A 2,645-nucleotide genomic window follows, 5' to 3' on the forward strand; every position below is an offset into this window, starting at 1 on the left:
ATGTCGCGTTCTGAGTCCCCCCGGCCGCTGCTCGAGATGCGCGGCATCAGCAAGACCTTCCCGGCCGTGCGCGCGCTCGACAACGTCAGCCTGACCGTCTATCCGGGCGAGATCCATTCGCTGATGGGCGAGAACGGCGCGGGCAAGTCGACGCTGATGAAGATCCTGTCGGGTGCGTACCGCGCCGACGCCGGCGGCGAGATCCTGATCGACGGCGCGCGCATCGACGTCGACGGCCCGCTCGCCGCGCGCGATGCCGGCGTCGCCGTGATCTACCAGGAGCTGTGCCTCGCGCCCAACCTCACCGTCGCGGAAAACATCTACGTCGGCCGCGAACTGCGCCGCGGCAACCGCCGCTGGGGCACCATCGACCGCGCGGCGATGGCGCGCGGCTGCCAGGACGTGCTCGCGCGCCTCGGTGCGCCGTTCGGCCCCGACACGCTGGTCGGCACGCTGTCGATCGCCGAGCAGCAGCTCGTCGAGATCGCGCGCGCCGTGCATACCCGCGCACGCATCCTCGTGATGGACGAACCGACGACGCCGCTGTCGTCGCGCGAGACCGAGCACCTGTTCGGCCTGATCCGCCAGCTGCGCGAGGAAGGTCTCGCGATCATCTACATCAGCCACCGGATGGCCGAAATCTACGAACTGTCCGACCGCGTGTCGGTGCTGCGCGACGGCTCGTACGTCGGCACGCTCGAGCGCGCATCGCTGTCGGCCGAGCGGCTCGTCGCGATGATGGTCGGCCGCGACATCTCCGGCTTCTACAAGAAGGAACACGCGCCGTACGATCCCGGCCACCTGCTGCTGTCGGTGCGCGACATCGCCGACGGCGAGCGCGTGCGCGGCTGCAGCCTCGACCTGCATGCGGGCGAGGTGCTCGGCATCGCCGGGCTCGTCGGTGCGGGCCGCACCGAGCTCGCGCGGCTGATCTTCGGCGCGGAGCCGCGCACGCGCGGCGACGTGAAGCTGGGCGAGCGCACCTTCGGTGCGCATTCGCCGCGCGACGCGATCGACGCGGGCCTCGTCTACCTGACGGAAGACCGCAAGCGCCAGGGCCTGTTCCTCGACATGAGCGTGCGCGACAACATCAACATCTCCGTGTGCAACCGCGATGCGCGGCTCGGCGCGCTCGATCTCGCGCGCGGCGCCACGCGCGCGCGCGACGCGATCGCGTCGCTGTCGATCCGCGTGCCGCACGCGAACGTCAACGTCGGCGCGCTGTCGGGCGGCAACCAGCAGAAAGTGCTGCTGTCGCGCCTGCTCGAGACGAAGCCGCGCGTGCTGATCCTCGACGAGCCGACGCGCGGCGTCGACATCGGCGCGAAATCCGAGATCTACCGGATCATCAACGAACTGGCCCGCGCCGGCGTCGGCGTGATCGTGATCTCGAGCGAGCTGCCGGAGATCATCGGCGTCGCCGACCGCGTGCTCGTGATGCGCGAAGGCGAGATCGCCGGCGAACTCGGCGGCCACACGCACACGCCCATCACGCAGGAAGCGATCATCGCGCTCGCCACCGGCTCGCAGGCCGAGCTCGCCGACGCGCACTGACCACGGCCCCTTCATTTCCTTCTTCCTTCAAGGTACCGACATGATCAACCCGACCAAGCAGCGCAACCTCGCGTCCGCGACGGCCCATCCGGTCGCCAACCGTACGCCGCTGATGCGCGGCGCCGATCATCGCGCGCGCATGCAGTCGCTGATGCGCACCGCCGGCATGCTGCCGGTGCTGCTGGTCCTCTGCATCGGCTTCGGCTTCATGACCGACGGCTTCTTCACGCTGCAGAACCTGTCGATCGTCACGCAGCAGGCGTCGATCAACATCGTGCTCGCCGCCGGCATGACCTTCGTGATCCTGACGGGCGGCATCGACCTGTCGGTCGGCTCGGTGCTCGCCGCGTCGGCCGTCGCCGCGCTCATCGCGTCGACCATCCCCGGCTGGGGCTGGCTCGGCGTGCCGATCGCGCTCGCGGTCGGCCTCGTGTTCGGCGCGATCAACGGCGGCCTGATCTCGTTCCTGCGCCTGCCGCCGTTCATCGTCACGCTCGGCGCGATGACGGCCGTGCGCGGCGTCGCCCGCCTGATCGGCAACGACACGACCGTCTTCAACCCGCAACTGCCGTTCGCGTTCATCGGCAACGGCACGATCCTCGGCGTGCCGTGGCTCGTCGTGATCGCGTGCGCGGTGATCGCGCTGTCGTGGTTCATCCTGCGCCGCACGGTGCTCGGCATGCGGATCTATTCGGTCGGCGGCAACCCGGAAGCCGCACGGCTGTCGGGCATCAACGTGCGCGCGATCCAGCTGTTCGTGTATGCGGCGTCGGGCCTGCTCGCCGGCCTCGGCGCGGTGATGTCGGCCGCGCGGCTCTATGCGGCCAACGGCCTGCAGCTCGGCCAGTCGTACGAACTCGATGCGATCGCCGCGGTGATCCTCGGCGGCACGAGCTTCGTCGGCGGCGTCGGCTCGATCGTCGGCACGCTGATCGGCGCGCTGATCATCGCGGTGCTGACCAACGGCCTCGTGCTGCTCGGCGTGTCCGACATCTGGCAATACATCATCAAGGGGCTCGTGATCATCGGCGCGGTCGCGCTCGACCGCTATCGCCAGCGTGACTCGGCCCGCACCTGATTCGCATTCCTCA

2 protein-coding genes are annotated in these 2,645 nt (G+C 69.5%); both read left to right on the forward strand.

What is annotated here, in order from left to right; all coding sequences use genetic code 11:
- Positions 1 to 1,554 (forward strand): sugar ABC transporter ATP-binding protein, encoded by a 1,554-nt coding sequence (locus tag NQV17_RS37620; RefSeq protein WP_044848731.1) that lies wholly within the window; start codon positions 1 to 3, stop codon positions 1,552 to 1,554.
- A gap of 40 nt (positions 1,555 to 1,594) precedes the next feature.
- A complete protein-coding gene (locus NQV17_RS37625) occupies positions 1,595 to 2,632 on the forward strand; it encodes a ribose ABC transporter permease (RefSeq protein ID WP_124524125.1) in 1,038 nt (345 codons plus the stop codon).
- Positions 2,633 to 2,645 lie beyond the last annotated feature (13 nt).

This window comes from Burkholderia sp. SCN-KJ (assembly GCF_024656005.1).
Taxonomy (GTDB): domain Bacteria; phylum Pseudomonadota; class Gammaproteobacteria; order Burkholderiales; family Burkholderiaceae; genus Burkholderia.

What these genes read in the sequence shown, in the direction of transcription:
- NQV17_RS37625 (WP_124524125.1), top strand. Translation starts at nt 1,595, where the DNA reads ATGATCAACCCGACCAAGCAGCGCAACCTCGCGTCCGCGACGGCCCAT.
- NQV17_RS37620 (WP_044848731.1), top strand. Translation starts at nt 1, where the DNA reads ATGTCGCGTTCTGAGTCCCCCCGGCCGCTGCTCGAGATGCGCGGCATC.